Source organism: Paenalicyclobacillus macrosporangiidus, from assembly GCF_900116805.1.
Taxonomy (GTDB): Bacteria; Bacillota; Bacilli; order Alicyclobacillales; family Alicyclobacillaceae; genus Alicyclobacillus_H; species Alicyclobacillus_H macrosporangiidus.
In genome coordinates this window covers 19,484-35,497 of the sequence record NZ_FPBV01000027.1, presented here as the reverse complement: position 1 = coordinate 35,497, position 16,014 = coordinate 19,484, and the positions used below count along the sequence as shown (strand labels likewise).

Genomic DNA, 16,014 nt, shown 5'->3' with positions numbered 1-16,014 from the left:
TTTCACGAAGGCAATACCCTGCAGGCGGCAGTGGAGGCCTACCGGGAGCGGTATGGCCATTATCCGGAAGCCGTGCTGGCCGACAGGGCCTACCGGAACTCGGGAGAATCTGCGTTACTGCAAAGAGCATGGCATTCGCCTGAGTGGACCTCCGCTGGGTCGGCCCTCGAAGACGGCACGGGCAGAACAGGCACGGATTGAGAGACAGGATGCAGCGGAACGAAACGAAATCGAGGGGAAGTTCGGCGAAGGCAAGCGTTTGTACGGTCTGGGTCTGATTCGGGCGCGTCTGCGGGCAACGAGCGAGACGGTTATCGCGCTGCAACTGCTGGTGATGAACTTGGAGCGCAGACTCCGCCTTCTTCTGTACCATGTTTTTAGGTGGCTCCAACAGGCCCTAACTTCACCTGAGCTGGCGAACTCGTGAACCGTTCAGCAGACCCTACGTAAATCTAACACGAAGACCTCCACTCGAACACGATTCCTATCCGCACATCCGTGCCTCACCAATGTCCACGGTGCCGTAAGTCTTAACAAAAGTTCCGTGGAGCTTGACATCCCTTCCTCCAGGCCTAACACCGCTGTGTCATTTGATCACGAATCCCCTATGTATTCCGATCATATAACAGGTTCCCGCAATCTTCCCGCATTGTTGGTCGCGATGACATTTGTGCTGGTTGTGTCACAAGACACGTTACTCCGCCTCGACCGTACTGCGGCAATTCTAGTCGCTCATATGCCCGGGAAGCCATTTTTGTCCTCCGCACTCCCGACAAATGCGGATCTTGGGTAAAGCAACACGTTCGAACCTCATGCATCCTCATTGTCGGCGTGTATCCGATAACAAAAAGGCTTGCGAACTGGAACAACCCACGCAAAATTCCTTGCTCATGTGCGCAGCACATGAGCCGGCGCAGAGACGCCGGCCGCCCTTCAGTCCGCCAGGCTCCATACAATGCCCCGCATGGCCTCTTCCGCCTGCCGCTCGTCGCCGATATCGACGGCGTACTCGAGGATGAGCACGGACGCGTACAGCGCCCGGAACCGCGCCAGACGGCGCACCGCGTCCGGCACCGGGCCATAGACACGCCAGAACGCCTCGCGCGCCTGAGGCGGCAGGAAAGTGTACACCACCGTCAGATCGATGGCCGGGTGGCCGATGTGCGCGTCTCCCCAGTCGATCACGCCGCACAACGCCCCGGCCTCATCCACGAGGAAGTTGCGGAAATTCAGGTCCCCGTGCACCACCGCCATGGGGACGGTGCCAGCAGCATCCCCCCAGCTGGCTGCGGACGCCGCCATCTCGAGCACCGGGGCAACATCCCCCAGGACGCCCTTCTCATGCAGGGTCTGTGCCCGCGCCGCTAACTGCGGTGCCCGCCGGGCGACGTCCAGGCGGCCGATGGCGTCCGAGTCCGCGATGCCCCAGCGGATCGCATCCGAAACCGGAACCTGGTGGAGCGCTCGGAGAAAGCGTGCCCACGGACCGGCGCTGGCCGTCCGCTGCACCTCCGTCGGACGAACCTCATGGGGAGGCCGTCCGGGCAGCTTGTCGTATCCGAAAAACGGAAATGGAAATCCATCGCCGGGCGTGCCGAGAAAGCGCGGATTAGGTATCGCGGCCGGCAATCGCTCCGCCAGATGCGGCAGGATGCCCAATTCCGTCCGGAGGAGGTCCACGGCCACCGCACGCCTGGGAAACCGAAACACGTATCTTTCGTTGACCTCGAACAAGGTGTTGTCCCATCCCTCGTTCCACCAGCGAACGTCCGCCGGGGCCAGTTCCGGGAACTGCCGTTCGATGACAACGCGCGCCTGCTCCCGCGTGATGGAGATGTCCGCCGCCCAGATCCGATTCATTCACGCCCCACCCCTTCTCGGCACGCTCCTCGTTACACGCGAATCTGCATGCGCTGCCATGATGCAGGCCATCCCCTATTTTACTCCCGCAGGCAAGCACGCTTGAGCCGGAGGTAGAAACGGAAAGCCTCTGTGAAATCTCGTTTCGATCACGCTGCCATTCCGACCAACCGGTTGGTACCGACTCAAAAATCTGCTATGATGAGTAGGTACACAGGAATCTTCCGTATTTTCGTAATAGTAATGCTCCTGGGTTTGGATTCTGGTCCTTGGGAGGGGATTGTATGGCGGTCGCACATTCGATTCCGGAGTTCGGTCTGTTCGTGGACGGCCGGTGGACCGCGGCGGACAGCGGCGAGTCGTACACCGTGATCAACCCGGCCACGGCGACGCCGGCCGCAGTCGTGGCGAAGGGCGGCCTCACGGACGTGGAGAAAGCGGTGACATCTGCGCGCCGGGCGTTCGAAAGCGGTGTGTGGTCTCGCGCCACACCGGCGGAACGTGCGCAGGTGTTGAACCGGTTCGCCCAGCGGATCGCCGAGCACGCGGCGGAGCTGGCCTACTTGGAGGTCATCTCGTCCGGCGCCACCATCCGCCGGGTCGCGGCCTCGGACATTTTGCAGATCGTCGATCTGCTGCAACAGACCGCGCAATTTGCCCTGGAGTCCCCGTACGTCGAAACGCTGCCCGTGCGGCCGTTCCCGGCGCCGAGCCACAATCAGGTGTGGCGCGAACCGGTGGGCGTCTGCGCCGCCATCACGGCGTGGAACTTCCCGCTCATCCTCGCCATGTGGAAGTTGGCCCCCGCCTTGGCGATGGGCAATTCCGTCGTGATGAAACCGGCTTCCAACACACCCCTGTCGACGCTCAAACTGGCCGAGCTGGCGGTCGAGGCGGGCCTGCCACCCGGGGTCTTCAACGTGATCGCGGGAGCGGGAGCCACGGTCGGCGAGGCGCTTGTACAGCATCCCGAGGTGGACAAGGTCGCTTTCACGGGATCGACGGAAGTGGGGCGGCGCATCATGCAGCTGGCCGCCCAGTCGGTGAAACGGGTCACGCTGGAGCTGGGCGGCAAGTCCCCGGCCATTGTGCTCCCCGACGCGGACCTGGAGCTGGCCGTCCCGGGCTTGCTGTTCGGCGTCTTCCTGCACTCCGGCCAGATCTGCGAGTGCGGCACGCGCGCATTTGTCCACCGGTCCATTTACGACGAGGTGTTGGAGCGGCTTGCAGGGATGACCTCGCGCATTCGGCTCGGCAATCCGCTCGACGAGGCCACAGGGATGGGGCCCGTCGCGTCCGAGGCACAGCTGAAGACGGTGCTGGCCTACATCGAAGCTGGCAAGCGGGATGGCGCCCGGCTCGTCTGTGGCGGACGGAGGGCCACCGGCGGGGCGTTGGACGCGGGCTATTTCGTCGAACCGACCATATTCGCAGATGTGGACAACCGGATGACCATCGCGCAGGAGGAGATCTTCGGCCCGGTGCTGTCGGTCATTCCGTACGACGACGTGGCGGACGCGGTGCGCCTCGCCAACGACACCATCTACGGCCTGGCCGCCGGCGTCTGGACGCGCGACCTCAACCGAGCTTACCGCATCGCCCGCGATCTGAAGGCCGGCACGGTGTGGATCAACGACTGGCACATGTTCCGCAGCGACGCGCCCTTCGGCGGGTATAAACAGAGCGGGTTCGGCCGCGAGATCGGCCGGTACGCGCTCGACGAGTACACCCAGCTCAAGCACGTGCACGCCTCCCTCGTGCACGAGCCGGGCAACCGACCCTGGTACGGCATCCTGTTGTCGTGACCGCGCGACGATTGCGCAGGTGAAGCGCCAACAGACGAAGCCGCCATCGCTTATCAAACGGAAAGGGTGGGCTGTGAGATGCCATATGTGACCTCGTTGTTCCAGTTTTCCGTGCGGACGAGTGTGACGAGCGGAGCGGGATCGCGCGCGCTGCTTCCGGAGACGGTGCGCGAGCTCGGTGGGCGCCGCGCAGTACTGTTCACCGACAAAGGTCTCACCAACGCCGGCATCACGGAGAAGGTGGCGGAGCTGTTCCGGGTGATGCCGGGCCCCGTCCAGTTGGCGGGGATCTTCGACGAGATTGAACAGGACGCCAAGGCCAGCATCATCAACCGCGCGGCCCGCTTTTACAAGGAGTGTGCCGGGGACAGCCTGGTCGCGCTCGGCGGCGGCAGCGTCCTGGACACGGTGAAAGGCGTGAAGTGGATGCTCCACAAGGGCCTCACGGACATCCGCGAGGGTCTGACGGGCAACGTGATCGAGACCTGGCCGAAGGCCCAGTACATCCCCATCCCGCACGTGGCCCTGCCGACGACGGCGGGGACCGGCGCCGAGGTCTCGCCCATCGCCGTGGTCTTCCACGATGAACTGCAGGTCAAAGTGAATCTTATCCACCCGTTCGTCAACGCCGATGCGGCCCTGCTCGATCCGGAGCTGACCGTCGGCCTCCCGCCGCGGGTGACGGCCTTCACGGGATTCGACGCCCTGACCCACGCCATTGAAGGGTACTTCTCCCCGCAGGCCAATCCGATGACGGACGCATACGCCCTGCACGCGGTGCGCCTAATCATGGAAAACCTTCCCACCGCCGTGCACCGCGGGGAGGATCTCTCCGCCCGGGCGAACATGTTGGTCGCGAGTACCATGGCTATCACGGCGTTCAGCATGGCCCTCAACGCCATCCCGGTGCACAACATGGCGCACGCGTTCGGCGCCCGGTTCGGCATCCCCCACGGCCTGGCGAACGCGGTCCTGTTGCCGAACGTCATGGCCGCACTCCCACCGTTCTATTTGCCTCGCATTCAGAGCTTCGCTCGCGACGCCGGCTTCACGGAGGTGCCGGCCGATGCCGAGGGGTGCTTGGCGCACGTGATCGAACGGATCCGCGCGCTGCGTGAGGCGGTGGGGCTGCCGGAGACCTTCGCGGAGTTTCACATCCCGGCGGAGGCCCTGGCGCGTATCGTGGACCTGGTGCACGCCGATCCGGCGGGGGTGACCTTCCGTCTGCCTGACGCGGTCATTACTCGCGTGGCACGCGAAGTCGTCCCTGCGGAAGTGAAGTGACAAAACGCCACGCACGTACAGGTCCTCTCTCCGCGGCCGCCCCCCACCCCCGGGGGGAGGTCGCCTGCAAACCGGACCGCGCCGTCGTGGCACAGCTCGTCCTCTATCTCAAATCATCGCAAGCGATGCAAGGGATAGGAGAAAGGCCCCCGGCAGCTCCGCGGTCCGGCGGCTGGCGGGGACCATCGGACGGATCGCACCATCACAATGCGACGGTCCGGTAACTGCCGAGCACACGAACGTCGTGGCCGATGGTCTCTATCACCGAGATGGCCTTCGCCACGGCCTCCTCGTGGATTCCGCCGTCGACGTCGAGCAGGAATTGATACGTGCCCAACCTGCGGCGCGTGGGTCTGGATTCAATCCAGGTGAGATTGAGGCGGAACGCGGCCAGGACGTTCAGCAGGCTGGCCAATACCCCGTAGTGTTCTTCGCACGGGGTGATGAGGAGCATGGTCTTGTCTGCGCGCGGGTCCGCCGCCGGGCCCCTGCGAAGCACCCCAAACCGGGTGTGATTCGGCTGGTAGTCCTGAATCCCCCGTTCCAGGATGTCGAGGGAGAACGTCCGAGCCGACAGGGCGGGCGCGATGACCCCCACTTCCGGACGGCGGTCGCGGGCCAATGCCATGGCGGCCGCCGCGGTGCTGTCAAAGGTCTTCACCTCCACGCCGAGCTCGCGCAAATACCGCCGGCACTGCGCGATGGCCTGCGGATGCGACCAAACCTCACGGAGGTCCGCCTTCTTTGCGCCGGGCAACCCAATCAGGTTCTGTTCGACGGGAAGCACCATTCCGCCCTCGACGAACAGATCCGGATTTTCGAGTAGTCCGTCCAGCGTCAAGGTCACGGATCCTTCGATGGAATTCTCAATCGGCACCACCCCACGGTCGACCCGCCCGTCCATCACCGCGTCCATCACCGCGACGATGGACGGAAACGGGGTCAGGACCACGTCCTGGCCTTGGTAATACCGGGTCGCCGCTTCCTCCGTGAACGTCCCCCTGGGCCCCAAGAACCCGATTCTCACAGCATCTCCTCCCCGCCGCCCGCAGGCGGGCAGCCCATTGTCTTTCGCCCACTGCACAAACGCCCTGCCAGAACTGTCGCACACGGCATGTGTTGTTGAGGTAGTCACCCATTGTATGCGAGGAGGGACCTCGATATGGTTGATGGCGTATTCGGCGGTTACACCCAGTGGGCCGTCGTGTTCCTGATCATCTTCGTGCTGTTCATCCTGCTGGTTCCGTTCGGAGGCTTCGCCGCGGCCGCTGTGCCAACCGCCACCTGCTGACGGCCAGGCGCACTACGGGTGGAAGGCTGCTCACGTCTTCCGCCCTATTTCTTTGTGGCCAACCAGGCCGCCAACAGGTTGATTTGAGACGGGCTGAGAATGGCCTGCCCGCCAGGTCCATAGGCGGGCATCGGCCCGCCGCCCTCGGCGATGCGCCGGGCAATCTCGGCCTCGCTCAGCTTGGAACCGACATGGGCCAAACTCGGGCCGACACCGCCTTCCAGGTCGTTCCCGTGGCAGGAGTTGCAGCCGTTCTGGTAGAGCTGCACCGCTTCTGCGAAGCGCCCGCTTCGGTCGGCGTTCGTGATCCCGGCGCCAGGCTGCGTTCCGCAACCCGTGCACAGCGCGAAGCCCGCTGCGGTGCCCCAGAGCAGCAGCCCGGCACGCAGGCCGCGGCCAACGCCCATGCCAACGCCCCCCCTCGCTCGTCAATCCCGTTTTCGATACAGAAAAGGTCCCACGCTGGAGAAACCAAACCGCTCCGCACCGATGAACTGCTCCGTGCTCCCGACAAACAGAATGCCGCCCGGTGCGAGCGACGCCGAAAATCCCTCTATCACCCGCCGCTTGGCCTCGTCCGTGAAATAGATCAGCACATTCCGGCATATGATGAGATCCAGCGGTCCTGGATACGGATCGGCGAGCAAATTGTGCTGCAGGAAACGGACATGCCGCCGGAGGCGGGACGAGACGGCGTATGCATCCCCGTCGCGCCGGAAGTACCGCTCCAGCCACGCGGGCGGCAGGGAGCGGACCTGATGCTCCTTATAATAGCCCTGCTCCGCCCGGGCCAGTACCGCGCGGTCAATATCCGTCGCCAAGATGTCATACCGCACGCCGCCACGTTCTTCCAGCAACAGGGCCAGGGTATACGGCTCTTCACCGCTCGCGCACGCCGCGCTCCAGGCTTTCAGCGGCCGGCCCGCCACCTCCGGCAGGTGTTGCATCAGCGCCTGCCAACGTTCGGGATTGCGCAGGAACTCGGACACATTGATGGTCATCTTGTCCAACAGTTCATTGAGAATCTCGGGCTGCTCTTCCAACGCGCGAAAGTAGTCCTGAAAACGACGATACCCGCGTTTTTCACGCAGCGCCGTCAACCGCCGCTCCATCTGCGGCCGCTTGTACAGCGTCAGGTCGATCCCGGTCAGCCGTTCCAACTGCCGGGCGAATTGCAAGAATTCGTCCATTGGCGGCCTCCCATGCCCGTCCATGATGTCCTCGCCACAACCGGAGCCCACCTCGCGGGAGGTGTTTCCCTTGTCTGGCCTCACGCCCGTACGTCCCTTGGGATTGGCCCTCAGCGGGGGCGCCCTGAAGGCCGCTGCTCACGTGGGGGTCCTGCAGGCCCTCGAATCGATGGGCATCCGCCCGGACTGCGTCGCCGGGACGAGCGCGGGTTCTCTCGTGGCAGCCCTCTACGCACATGGCGTGCGTCCAGAAGGGATGATGGACATCATTCGACAATTCCCCGGCCCATTCCTGTTGGACTACGGATTTCCGTTGCTGTCCTCCCTCTTCGCGCTCTGGAGCCGCCGTATCCGGCGAAGCCGCGCGTTGCGCCTGCCCGGGGGATTGGTCCGGGGCCGGCGTCTCGAGCGGTACATCCGCCGTCTCCTCGGGCGCAGAGAGGCCCGTATGCGCTACTACATCATCGCCACCGACCTGTTCACCGGGCAACCCGTGACCCTCACGAACGACGCGGCGGCGCTCGACCTCGGGTTCGATCCGGTGGACGACGCGGCCGTCGCGATTCGAGGCAGCTGCTCCCTCCCGGGGGTGTTCTCCCCCGTTTCGTGCGGTCAGCGCCTGTTGACGGACGGCGGCATCCGAGACTACGTCCCCGTCCGAGTCTTGCGCCAAGCGGGGTGCCGGCGCATCATCGCCGTCAATTTGCACGAATTGGATGTGGATTGGAACCCGGACACGTTCGTGCACGTGGTCGCACGGGCCATAAACATCCTGCTGCAGGAGACCGTCGCAGCGGACACCGCGGGAGACGACGTGATTACCTTGACCCCCCGGCTGCCGTCCATGACCTGGTGGTCGTTCCACCAGATGACGGCCTGTGTACGGGCAGGACGCTTGGCTGTGTGGGAGAATCGGGATCGCATCCTTCGCCATGTGTCCGGTTGAAACGTCCGAGTGGAGATCAAAAACCCCCCCGGAGGCCGGGGGGTCCTGCCGTCACGCCAACCAGACGTCCACGGACCGTTCGTACGAGAGCAGTTCGCCGCCGAACCACAGCGCGATCTCACGCTCCGCGCTGGCCGGCGAATCCGATCCATGGATGATGTTCATGCCGATGCTCAGACCGTAATCGCCCCGGATGGTACCTGGTGCGGCTTCGGCCGGATTCGTCTTCCCCATCATGCTGCGGGCGATGGCGATGGCGTTCTCGCCTTCCCACACCATGGCGAACACCGGAGACGAGGTGATGAACGATACCAAATCATTGAAAAAGGGACGCTCCTTGTGCTCCGCGTAGTGCTGCTCCGCCAAGGACTGTGACACAGACATCAGCTTCGCAGCCACCAACTTCAGGCCCTTGCGCTCGAAGCGGGAGACCACTTCTCCGATGAGGCCGCGCTGCACGCCGTCCGGTTTCACCATCACAAAAGTCTTTTCCGTCGCCAAACTGACACGCTCCTCCATTCAAACCTGGCGGACGGGAGCCCGAGTGCTGTTCCACGCCCGCGCGACACGCTGCTATTGTAGAAAAAAGCAGCCCCGCCATCAAGGCCGGGCCCCTCAGTACGCCCGGCCATTGACAAAGGCTGCGACGACCGCCAATTCCTCTCTTTCCACCCGGTCCTCCAGGCCCGACAGCACCGCGATGGCCTTCTCCCGGTACCGGTCCGCGAGCGCCTGCACATAGGCGATGGCGCCGCTCTCCCGCACGATATCCACCGCCTTGGCGACCTCCGCCGCGGACGGAGGGCCGCTCAACAGCTCCGCCAGCTCCTTCCCGCGTCCGGCCTGCTGCGCCGCGTACAAAGCCGGCAGCGTCAGATTTCCCTGCATCAGGTCTCCGCCGACGCGCTTGCCGACAACCCGCTCGTCGCCCACGTAGTCGAGCACATCGTCAATCATTTGAAACGCCATGCCCGTGTAGTAGCCGAATCTGCGCAGCGTGCGCACCACATCCGCGCGAGCGCCGGCCACTTTCGCCCCCAGTTGGCAGCTGACGGAGATGAGCAGTGCGGTCTTCCGCTCAATCCGCCGCAGGTAGTCACGCAACGTCTGCCGCCAGTTGTGGAGATCGCGAATTTGATCAATCTCCCCCTGGCAGATGCGCACCATGGCTCGGGCCATGTCCCGGTGCACGTCCGGCCGTTCCACGGTGGTCAACAACTGAATGGACTTGGCGAACAGAAAGTCTCCCGTGTACATCGCCGGCCGGTTCCCGAACCGCACCCGGACCGTTGGTTGTCCTCGCCGAAGGGAGGCATCGTCGACCACATCGTCATGAACCAACGTGGCCATGTGCACCATCTCCAGAGCCGCGGCCACCCGGAGGACGCGAGTGCGATCACTCGCGGGATCGCCAAAGCGGCTGCAGATAAGGGCGAACAGGGGACGAATGCGTTTTCCGCCGGCCCGGATGAGCTGTCCGGAAGACTCCGTCAACGCGTCCTCGCCCACCCGCAGCTGATCGAAGAGAATCGCCTCGACCTGCTGCAACTCCGGACGGTAACGCCGGTACACTTCTTGAAACTCCATCCTCAGTCCTCCGCTTTCACCCCGATGTGCAGAGCGGCGATCCCGCCGGTCAACGGATAACTCACCACATTCCGCAGCCCGGCCTGGCGGAACAAATCCTCCAGCCGCCGGCGATCCGGAAAGTCCGTCAACGACTCCGGAAGCCACGCGTACGGTTCCTTTTTGCCTACCGCCAGCGAACCGATCCAAGGCACGATGCGGTAAAAGTAAAAATAATACACGCTGCGAAACCAGCGCGACTCCGGTTTGGACAGTTCGAGGGAGATCACCTGCCCGCCCGGCTTGACGACCCGCGCCATCTCGCGCAGCACCGTCAACACATCCGGAACGTTCCGCAACGCGAATCCGATGGTGGCGACGTCGAAGGAATTGTCGTCGAACGGCAGATCCATCGCGTCTCCTTCCACCAGCGTGACCTGCTGCCGGCTGTAGCCTCGCCGCTCCATCTTTTCCTGGGCGACGTCGAGCATCTCCTTGCAGAAATCGAGCCCCACCACGTGTCCCTCGGGACCGACGGCCTGCGCCAACGACAGCGTCCAATCCCCCGTGCCGCAGGCCACGTCGATGGCGCGTCCGCCGCGCCTGAGATGGGTGTGACGCATAGCGAAGCGGCGCCACAGCTTGTGTTGCCAAAAGCTCAACAGGGAATTCATGACGTCGTAGCGTTTGGCGATCTGCGAGAAAACAAAGTGCACGTGGACGGATTTCGGCTCTTTGGCGTACATCAGCGGTTCCCCTCAGCCAATGATTGACTCTCCAACGACGACTTGATGGCCCCCAAGTACTCCATGACGTACGCCGCGAACGGCTGCTGACGGACGTTGGACTGCAGCCGCATCACCCGGTCCCGGGCTTCCGTGAGCCATTCGTGTGCTTGACGCAGGGTGACGTAGCGAGGGACAACCGGGTTCGCGGTCTCCCGTTGGACCACGTAGCCGCGCACCAGCGATTGGATTTGCGTGATCCAACCGCCATCCGGCAGGTAGTGTTGGGCGAGTGCGAACAACAGCGCTCCCTGGATGACTTCCTGGAGTTCCATGTACCGCCGTGGCGGGATGTCCGGCATCCCCAGGTAACAAGCCATCTTCGCCTCATTGATGCGCACGACCGCGTCGCACAGCGTCGACAGCAGCGCTTCGTCTCCGACCTCCGCCAAGATGGCGTAGTACCAACTGCTGCAGTAATCTCCGGCGAGCACGTACAGTTGGCGATTCAGGCCGTCGACGCGGTCGACGTCGTCATGCATCGACAGGCCCGTCTGCAGCAGAAGCACGGCGCTCAACACCGGGACTGCGGTGTCCGACGGAACCCCTGCTGTTTGCAGAATGGTGCGGGCCGCCCCAAAATGAAATCGGCTGGCGGTCGGACGAACCTGGGCAGCGCGAAGGTACGCGTGATCGACATACCGCTGCACCCAATCATTGATGTCGTCAAAGCTGAGGTCGCTCAGATTCGTCCACGCCACGCCGCGCTCATCCTCCCTGTTGCCAACGAGCGCATCGCCCTGTCCGCATGCGCTCCCACGACATTATACCACACCGATGCGCTGGCGCCGGTGTGCTCTGCCCGTGGTAGGGCGGCATTTACTCCTCTGCATCGGTGTTTCGGATCACGCCGTGCTTCGTATAGATGCACACCTTTCCGCGGATCTTCATGGCGGAGGTGTGTTCCGTGAACTGGGCCACCATCACCTCGTTCTTGTCCAGCTTTTCGGCATGATGGAAACGTGTCTCCGGCCCCCGCGTCAAACCGATGACCTGAACTCCGTTCTCCAGCGCGTGTATCACAAAGTATTCGCCCAACACCGGTGATGAATCCGCCACGGCTCCCACGCTCCTCCAAATATGTGGATTTCCCCATTTGAAACGAAAAACCAGCGCTCATCACGCTGGTTCGTTGGTCGGAATGCCGGGATTTGAACCCGGGACCTCTACCTCCCCAAGGTAGCGCGCTACCAGGCTGCGCCACATCCCGTCATACGCTGACGCGCGACATTCATTATAGCCGACCCCGCTTCCGGATGCAACGGTGAATCTCAGGAGAATATCAAAAGCCCGCCGTCCCCGCCCCCTGTTGGGGCGGAACGGCGGGTTCGGGGATCCATCGCGGCACCCGCGGGTGTCACTGGATCCCTTCACGGAGCGCTTTGCCTGCACGAAACGCGGGCACCTTGCTGGCCGCGATGTCGATGACCTCGCCCGTCTGCGGATTGCGGCCCTTGCGGGCAGCTCGCTCGCGAATCTCAAAGTTCCCGAATCCGACGAGCTGCACCTTCTCCCCTCGCGCCAACGCCTCTGAGATGGCGTTGAACACCGCCTCCACCGCGTGGGTCGCGTCCTTTTTGGTCATGCCCGTGCGATCGGCGACCGCCTGAATCAGATCCGCTTTGTTCATATCGAACACCTCTTCATGACACAGACTATTACCGTTCTTTCCGCAATCGGCCCGTTTATACCTGCCATGCGAAAATTTTCTCAGGCGAAAACGTCCAATGCGGGGCCCTCAAGCCCCACGTTGGACGAATGGGAGGATCTCGCAGGTCTATCCGGATATCGAGGACATCCCGGCATCCCGCGAATGGGTTGTGGTCTCTCACAGGATGATGGCAATCAGTCCGCCGCTGCCCTCGTTGATGATGCGCTGCAGGGTCTCGCGCAGCTTGTACTGGGCGTTCTCCGGCATCAGGGACAGTTTGCCGGAAATGCCCTCGCGCACGATGGCGGCGAGGGACTTGCCAAAGATGTCGCTCTCCCAAATCTTCAGCGGATCGTGCTCGAAGTCCTGCATCAAGTACCGGACCAGCTCTTCGGATTGCTTTTCGGTACCGACGATGGGTGCGAACTCGGATTCGACGTCGACGCGGATCATGTGAATGGACGGCGCCGTGGCCTTGAGGCGAACGCCGAAGCGTGACCCCTGCTTGATCAACTCGGGTTCGTCCAGGGTCATCTCCTCCAGGACCGGCGGCGCGATCCCATAGCCGGTCATCTTGACCATCTTCAGGGCTTCCGCAACCTTGTCGTACTCCTTCTTCGCGTGCACAAACTCTTTCATCATGCGCAGCAGTTGGTCGCGGCCGGTGATCTGAACGCCGACCACCTCGGTCAGCACGCGGTCGTACAGTTCGTCGGGGGCGGACAGGTCAATCACCGCGATGCCTTTGCCCATGTCCATGTGCGAGAGTCCGGCGTAGGAGATGAAGTCGTAATTCGAGAAATTCGTCACCACGCGGTCAATGTCGCGGATGCGGCGGATGTCGCGGATGGTCTCCTGGACGGAATCCTGGAACTGCTCGCGGAGCCAATGGTCCTCGTCCAGGACCATGACCCAGTTCGGGAGGTTGACGTTGACCTCCTTGACAGGAAACTCGTACAACGCCTCCCGCAGGACCGAATGGATCTCGTGCACCGTCAACGTCGCACAGGACAACAGGAGCACGGGGACATCATACTTTTCGGCCAACTCGGCGCGCAGCGTCTGGGAGCGTGGGTGCTCCGGATGGGCGGAGTTGACGATGACGACAAAAGGTTTTCCCAATTCTTTCAGTTCTTGCACCACGCGTTCCTCGGCGGGCACGTACCCTTCCCGCGGGATCTCCGCGATGGTCCCGTCGGTCGTGACCACGACGCCGAGCGTCGAGTGATCCGCAATCACCTTGCGCGTCCCGATCTCCGCCGCTTCCTGGAAAGGAATCGGCTCGTCGAACCACGGGGTGGTCACCATGCGGGGCCCGGTTTCATCCTCATATCCTCTCGCGCCCTCCACCGCGTAACCGACGCAGTCGACGACGCGCACATTGACATCAAGTCCCTCGGCGACCGTCACCTCGACGGACTGGTTGGGAATGAATTTGGGTTCCGTCGTCATGATGGTCCGCCCGGCCGCGCTCTGCGGCAGTTCATCAATCGCGCGGACCCGGTCCGCCTCTTCCTTGATGTTGGGCAGCACAATGAGTTCCATGAACTTCTTGATGAACGTGGACTTGCCAGTGCGTACGGGGCCGACTACGCCGAGATAGATGTCGCCCCCTGTCCGCTCCGCGATGTCTTTAAAAACGTCGAACTTCTCCACGCGTTCCTCCTCCTCGTTTGCGGGCCCGAGCGGCTTCCGGATGCCCCGTTGGAGTCCGTTTCGGAGCACAGCCCAACCCGCTGGACACCAGGCCCCCCAAGTTTTCGGCGTAGACAGTTCCGCCCGTACACCTCCCCGGGCCACTGACAGTCCCAGGATCTGTCCCACGCGGTGGGACGCTAACATATATATGCAGGGAACGCCGGTGTATGCCGGAGAGGGCCCTGCCGCCGCTGACACCCTATGTATACTGTCCGAGCCGTGCTGGTAGAACCCCCAGAACAGGACAGCCCGCAAGCTTCTGCTTGCGGGCTGACTCCAGATTTGCACCGCACAGCGGCCTTCGGAACGCCTGTTACGGACGCCGAAGAGAACCGCCCGAACCCGTGGATGACGCGTGCTGTCCCTCAGCCGCCGATGTGCGCCTGGTACCCGGCGGCATCCAACAGCTCGTTCAACTCCTCCGGATTCGACATCTCAATCACAATCATCCACCCGTCTCCGTACGGGCTCTCGTTCACCCGCTCCGGATTGTCGGCGAGCGCCGCGTTGACTTCGACCACCTTGCCGGATACGGGGGCGAAGAGATCGGAGACGGTTTTGACCGATTCCACCGTGCCAAAGGTCTCGTTGGCCGTAACCTGTGCGCCGACCTCGGGCAGTTCGACGAACACAATGTCCCCCAACTCGTCCTGCGCAAAATCCGTGATCCCGACGTACGCCCGATTGCCTTCGACGCGTACCCACTCGTGCTCTTTCGAGTACTTCAGATCCGCAGGTATTTGGCTCATGCGCATCCTCCCGCCTGACCGGTCCCTTGGCGAAACGCCCTCGCGAGGCCGCCGTTCGACCGGGTTGTCCAACCTTGAGCCATTTTACCAAACCCGCCAAACGACATCCAGTGTCACGCCCGTTGCCAATCCGGCGGAATCAGGTCGCGCGCCACCTCTTCAAGCTCTCGTCCGCGCTCGCGTCCCATCAGGTCCTCGACCGCTTCCTCCGCCTGTTTGCCTTCGAACAGGACCTGGTAGATGGCCCGGGAGATGGGCATCTCCACCCCGTGTTCGGCCGCGATTTCGACGGCTGCCTTCGTGGCGGTGACCCCCTCGACCACCATGCCGATCTCGTTGAGCACCTCCGGCAATGGCCGGCCCTGGCCGAGCAGACGGCCCGCCCGGAAATTGCGGCTGTGGCGGCTGGTGCAGGTGACAATCAGGTCCCCGACTCCCGACAGGCCTGCGAAAGTGAGCGGTGATGCCCCCATCGCCCGGCCCAGCCGGCTGATCTCAGCGAGCCCTCGGGTCATCAGGGCGGCCTTGGCGTTGTCCCCGTAGCCCAACCCGTCGGCGATGCCCACCCCGAGGGCGATGATGTTCTTCAAGGCCCCGCCCAATTCCGCACCAACGACATCCGGATTGGTATACACGCGGAGGGTGGCGTTCATGAGGGCGTCCTGTACCCTTTCTGCGGTCTGGCGCGAGTAGGCCGCGGCGACGAGGGTGGTCGGCAGTCCGCGCGCAACCTCCTCGGCGTGGCTGGGACCCGTCAGGGCGCACACCCGTGACGCTGCTCCCGGATGCGCCGCCAGGATCACCTGGGACATCCGGCGGTGCGTCGCCGGGTCAAACCCTTTGACGGCATGGACCAACAGCGCCTCGTGCGGAACCCAACGGCTCGTCGCCTCCACCACCTCGGCCATCGACGCGGACGGGACGACATACACCACCATCTCCGCGCCGGAGAGCGCTTCCGCCGCGTCGTCCGTGGCAGACAATTCCCGCGGCAGCCTCACGCCGGGCAGATAATGGTGGTTGGTCCCCATGGTACGGATCTCGTCCACCAAGCCGGCACGACGCGCCCACAACGTGGTCCGGTGGCCGTTGCCCACGAGCACCATCGCCAGCGCGGTTCCCCAACTGCCCGCGCCCAGTACCGAAATGTTCATCGCAGCCCCTCCCCGTCGCCTGGGTGCTCCCATTC

At 63.4% G+C, this 16,014-nt stretch carries 17 protein-coding genes, 1 tRNA gene and 1 pseudogene; 5 read left to right on the top strand and 14 right to left on the bottom strand.

What is annotated here, in order from left to right:
• Positions 1–427 (top strand): annotated as a pseudogene (locus BM357_RS16580) (transposase); the annotation flags it as partial.
• A 506-nt stretch (positions 428–933) separates the two neighbouring features.
• On the opposite strand, the gene BM357_RS16575 reads toward BM357_RS16580, so the two are convergent.
• Positions 934–1,860 (bottom strand): phosphotransferase, encoded by a 927-nt coding sequence (locus BM357_RS16575; protein WP_074956100.1) that lies wholly within the window; start codon positions 1,858–1,860, stop codon positions 934–936.
• Between the two features lie 284 nt (positions 1,861–2,144).
• On the opposite strand from BM357_RS16575, the gene BM357_RS16570 reads away from it, so the two are divergent.
• Together BM357_RS16570 and BM357_RS16565 are read left to right on the top strand one after the other, a co-directional pair.
• Positions 2,145–3,665 carry an aldehyde dehydrogenase family protein gene (locus BM357_RS16570; protein WP_074956097.1) on the top strand — a complete coding sequence of 507 codons (1,521 nt, stop codon included), beginning with the start codon at positions 2,145–2,147 and terminating at the stop codon, positions 3,663–3,665.
• 78 nt (positions 3,666–3,743) lie between these two features.
• Positions 3,744–4,949 carry an iron-containing alcohol dehydrogenase gene (locus tag BM357_RS16565; RefSeq protein ID WP_074956095.1) on the top strand — a complete coding sequence of 402 codons (1,206 nt, stop codon included), beginning with the start codon at positions 3,744–3,746 and terminating at the stop codon, positions 4,947–4,949.
• Between the two features lie 202 nt (positions 4,950–5,151).
• On the opposite strand, the gene pheA is transcribed toward BM357_RS16565, so the two are convergent.
• On the bottom strand, positions 5,152–5,976 hold the full coding sequence (pheA, locus tag BM357_RS16560; protein ID WP_074956092.1) for a prephenate dehydratase: 825 nt from the start codon (positions 5,974–5,976) through the stop codon (positions 5,152–5,154).
• Positions 5,977–6,111: 135 nt separating this feature from the next.
• Between pheA and BM357_RS20540 the strand changes: the two genes are divergently transcribed.
• Entirely contained in the window at positions 6,112–6,240 is a 129-nt protein-coding gene (locus BM357_RS20540; RefSeq protein ID WP_281245615.1) for a hypothetical protein, read from the top strand.
• Between the two features lie 44 nt (positions 6,241–6,284).
• Here the strand turns inward: BM357_RS20540 and BM357_RS16555 are convergent, their stop codons facing one another.
• Positions 6,285–6,647 (bottom strand): c-type cytochrome, encoded by a 363-nt coding sequence (locus tag BM357_RS16555; protein ID WP_083430615.1) that lies wholly within the window; start codon positions 6,645–6,647, stop codon positions 6,285–6,287.
• 21 nt (positions 6,648–6,668) lie between these two features.
• Positions 6,669–7,430, bottom strand: a complete 762-nt coding sequence (locus tag BM357_RS16550) for a CheR family methyltransferase (protein WP_074956089.1) — start codon at positions 7,428–7,430, stop codon at positions 6,669–6,671.
• 70 nt (positions 7,431–7,500) lie between these two features.
• Between BM357_RS16550 and BM357_RS16545 the strand changes: the two genes are divergently transcribed.
• Positions 7,501–8,376, top strand: coding sequence for a patatin-like phospholipase family protein (locus BM357_RS16545; RefSeq protein ID WP_245784054.1), 876 nt, complete (start codon positions 7,501–7,503; stop codon positions 8,374–8,376).
• 51 nt (positions 8,377–8,427) lie between these two features.
• Here the strand turns inward: BM357_RS16545 and ndk are convergent, their stop codons facing one another.
• The 10 genes from ndk to BM357_RS16495 all read right to left on the bottom strand — a co-directional run bounded on the left by ndk (position 8,428) and on the right by BM357_RS16495 (position 15,979).
• Complete coding sequence (gene ndk, locus BM357_RS16540; RefSeq protein ID WP_074956085.1) at positions 8,428–8,895, bottom strand: nucleoside-diphosphate kinase; 468 nt, start codon at positions 8,893–8,895, stop codon at positions 8,428–8,430.
• A gap of 96 nt (positions 8,896–8,991) precedes the next feature.
• On the bottom strand, positions 8,992–9,963 hold the full coding sequence (locus BM357_RS16535) for a polyprenyl synthetase family protein (RefSeq protein WP_074956082.1): 972 nt from the start codon (positions 9,961–9,963) through the stop codon (positions 8,992–8,994).
• Positions 9,964–9,965: 2 nt separating this feature from the next.
• On the bottom strand, positions 9,966–10,688 hold the full coding sequence (locus BM357_RS16530; protein WP_074956079.1) for a demethylmenaquinone methyltransferase: 723 nt from the start codon (positions 10,686–10,688) through the stop codon (positions 9,966–9,968).
• Complete coding sequence (locus BM357_RS16525) at positions 10,688–11,428, bottom strand: heptaprenyl diphosphate synthase component 1 (RefSeq protein WP_083430613.1); 741 nt, start codon at positions 11,426–11,428, stop codon at positions 10,688–10,690. The genes BM357_RS16530 and BM357_RS16525 overlap by 1 nt, the downstream gene beginning before the upstream one ends.
• 118 nt (positions 11,429–11,546) lie before the next feature.
• On the bottom strand, positions 11,547–11,786 hold the full coding sequence (gene mtrB / locus BM357_RS16520) for a trp RNA-binding attenuation protein MtrB (RefSeq protein WP_074956076.1): 240 nt from the start codon (positions 11,784–11,786) through the stop codon (positions 11,547–11,549).
• A gap of 74 nt (positions 11,787–11,860) precedes the next feature.
• A tRNA-Pro gene (locus BM357_RS16515) sits at positions 11,861–11,937 on the bottom strand.
• 147 nt (positions 11,938–12,084) lie between these two features.
• The gene (locus BM357_RS16510; protein WP_074956073.1) at positions 12,085–12,357 is read right to left on the bottom strand and encodes an HU family DNA-binding protein; all 273 of its coding nucleotides are present in this window, start codon (positions 12,355–12,357) and stop codon (positions 12,085–12,087) included.
• Positions 12,358–12,555: 198 nt separating this feature from the next.
• A complete protein-coding gene (gene spoIVA, locus BM357_RS16505; RefSeq protein ID WP_074956069.1) occupies positions 12,556–14,034 on the bottom strand; it encodes a stage IV sporulation protein A in 1,479 nt (492 codons plus the stop codon).
• Positions 14,035–14,441: 407 nt separating this feature from the next.
• Positions 14,442–14,825 (bottom strand): glycine cleavage system protein GcvH, encoded by a 384-nt coding sequence (gcvH, locus tag BM357_RS16500; RefSeq protein ID WP_074956065.1) that lies wholly within the window; start codon positions 14,823–14,825, stop codon positions 14,442–14,444.
• Between the two features lie 113 nt (positions 14,826–14,938).
• The gene (locus BM357_RS16495) at positions 14,939–15,979 is read right to left on the bottom strand and encodes an NAD(P)H-dependent glycerol-3-phosphate dehydrogenase (protein WP_074956062.1); all 1,041 of its coding nucleotides are present in this window, start codon (positions 15,977–15,979) and stop codon (positions 14,939–14,941) included.
• Positions 15,980–16,014 lie beyond the last annotated feature (35 nt).